2 protein-coding genes are annotated in these 2,311 nt (G+C 70.9%); one reads left to right on the top strand and one right to left on the bottom strand.

The window, feature by feature from the left end:
• On the bottom strand, positions 1-855 hold an 855-nt coding region (locus tag G4D87_RS36845), incomplete at its 3' end, for an adenylate/guanylate cyclase domain-containing protein (protein WP_275902330.1).
• A gap of 420 nt (positions 856-1,275) precedes the next feature.
• Between G4D87_RS36845 and G4D87_RS36840 the strand changes: the two genes are divergently transcribed.
• Positions 1,276-2,199 carry a hypothetical protein gene (locus G4D87_RS36840; protein WP_240358913.1) on the top strand — a complete coding sequence of 308 codons (924 nt, stop codon included), beginning with the start codon at positions 1,276-1,278 and terminating at the stop codon, positions 2,197-2,199.
• The last annotated feature ends 112 nt before the right edge of the window (positions 2,200-2,311 follow it).

Raw genomic sequence — 2,311 nt, 5'->3', positions numbered from 1 at the left:
CCCCGACTCCAGCTCCAGCGCGCCAAAGGACGTGGCCAGCCGCGTCTTTCCCATGCCGCCGGGCCCCAGCAGCGTGACGAGCCGCGTGCCGTCCGCGAACTCGCGGCGGAGCCACCCGAGCTCCATGCTCCGCCCCACCAGTCCGGCTTGGAGCACGGGCACATTCCCCTGTCTGTCTCTGGGCGCACGTGGAACGCCGAAGCGCCGCTCCGACAGGTGCGCGGGCAGCACCTCCACCAAAGCCACGGCATCATCAATGCCCTTCAGCCGGAACGCGCCCAGGGGACGCACCGCGGGCCGGCCCAGCGCCTCCAGCACCTGCGCGGCCTGCGCCCAGGCGCCGCCACTCACCAGGACCTGACCGCCATGGCCCGCGGCCGCCACGCGCGCCGCCACGTTCACCATGCGGCCCAGGTAGTCCGTCCGGCCGGTGCGCGCGTCCACGCGGCACTCCGGCTCGCCCACGTGCACGCCCATGCGGACCCGCAGGCCCCGGAACAACAGGCCTCCGGGCCCCACCTCTTCGGCGGCCTCGGGCTGGGAGAGGAGGTCCACCGGCCAGGGCGCGCGCAGCAGCACGTCCTGCGCCTCCAGACACCACGCCAGCGCCTCCATCACCGAGGGGAACGCAATCATGAAGGAGTCCCCCTGTGTCTTCACCTCGTAGCCAGTGCCGCCGGCCAGCAGGGAGCGCAGGACGCGGTCATGCACCTCCAGCGCGTCACGCATGCCGGCGCCACAACGCTCCCACAGCCGCGTGGAGCCCTGCACGTCGGTGAACACCAGCGCCACCGAGCCCTCGGGAGGCGTCGCGGGGACTGGCTGGGCGTCCTCACCGGGCAGTGCCCTCAGCATGCCCGCCGAGGAGCCTGCCAACCTTCTGGAGGACACATCACCCATCGCACGCTCCTGCGATGACACCACGCGGAGGTGATGACACCACGCGGAACGAACACCGCCCATGCGTGACGGGCACATGCTCCGGGCCTCAACACAGACAGCATCCGGCACGCGACGCTCGCGCGCGGACGCGTCCACAACGCCACGGCGCCCTCGCCCCCGGAGGCACCGCCGGTGTGAACCCCGTGCCCACCTCCGGCACGCCTCGACTGTCTGCGACTGCATACATTGCCCGTGGGTACGGGTTGCCCGCATGCGTCCCCGGTGCAATTTTTCGCGCCCGCCACCCTTCACCCGGCCCGCACTCCTCGGGGTGGCCCCGCCCGGACACTCGCACCGCGAGCCGTCCGGCGACCTGGACCCACTGGGGAGTCGATGAAAAAGACACTGTCTCCGAAGACGTTTCCGCTGCTCGCCCTGACGATGTTTGGCATTGCGGGCTGCGAGCCGCTGCCACCCGACACCGCGTCCCCGACCGGCGCGCTGACGCAGCCACAGGAGTCGTTCAACGGGCTGTCCTTCAATGGCCTGTCCTTCAACGGGCTGTCCTTCAATGGCCTGTCCTTCAACGGGCTGTCCTTCAATGGCCTGTCGTCGGAGGCCTTCAACACCTGGTTCCAGGCCGACCCCTCCCTGGCCGACATGGCGATGCGCTACGTGGTCCGCTGCGCCGTGCCCGCGGGGCAGACGCGCACCTACACGGACCCCGTGTTGGAGCAGACGTACACCTGGGAGGGCGGCCTGGGACTGGCGCCGGACTGGGCCGGTGGGAGCGCGGCCACGCTCGCCGAACAGCAGGTCGTCTCCGCGTGCCTGGCGGCCCACGCCAACCGGATGGGAGCGGAGCTGCTCATCTCCCTCCTCGGCCTGGACGGCGCGGGGGCCGTCATTCCCTACACGGCGCAGGAGCTCGCCACGCACGCCCGGCAGGAGTCGTGCTTCTTCGGCAACCTCTTCAATTCCGAGGGCATCCACGTGGGCGCGGACCGCGCTCCGCTGGGGCCCCAGGAGAGCACCTCGCGCGCCTGCGCGGGCCTGCTCCACGACGGCACGGAGACGCTCGTGCCCTGCGCGCCCATGGTGTACGTGGGCGCCTGCACGTCCCACTGCACGCTGGACGCGAGCGGCCTCTACTACGAGACGTGCACGCTCGGCGGAGTCACCTACCGCCCCCTCACCACGCGGCTGTCCCCCGCGAATGTGAATCAATGTGGGGACGGCGTGTGCCAGGCCACGGAGCACTGTGGCACCTCCGACCGGTACGACAGCTGCGCACAGGACTGCGGCCCCTGCCCGTGAGGTGAGCCCCGCGAGCGTCCGCTGCCGGACGCTTTTCGCGCGCGCGTGACGGAATGCATTGGAAGGCGCATGGGCGTGGCTACTTCCCTCTCCCATGCACCCAACCCCGTTC

Origin of the sequence: Myxococcus vastator, from assembly GCF_010894475.1 — a bacterium.
GTDB lineage: Bacteria > Myxococcota > Myxococcia > Myxococcales > Myxococcaceae > Myxococcus > Myxococcus vastator.
This window is presented reverse-complemented; position numbering and strand designations above follow the sequence as displayed.

Coding starts and splice junctions, on each gene's coding strand:
- G4D87_RS36840 (WP_240358913.1), top strand. CDS start 1,276: ATGAAAAAGACACTGTCTCCGAAGACGTTTCCGCTGCTCGCCCTGACG.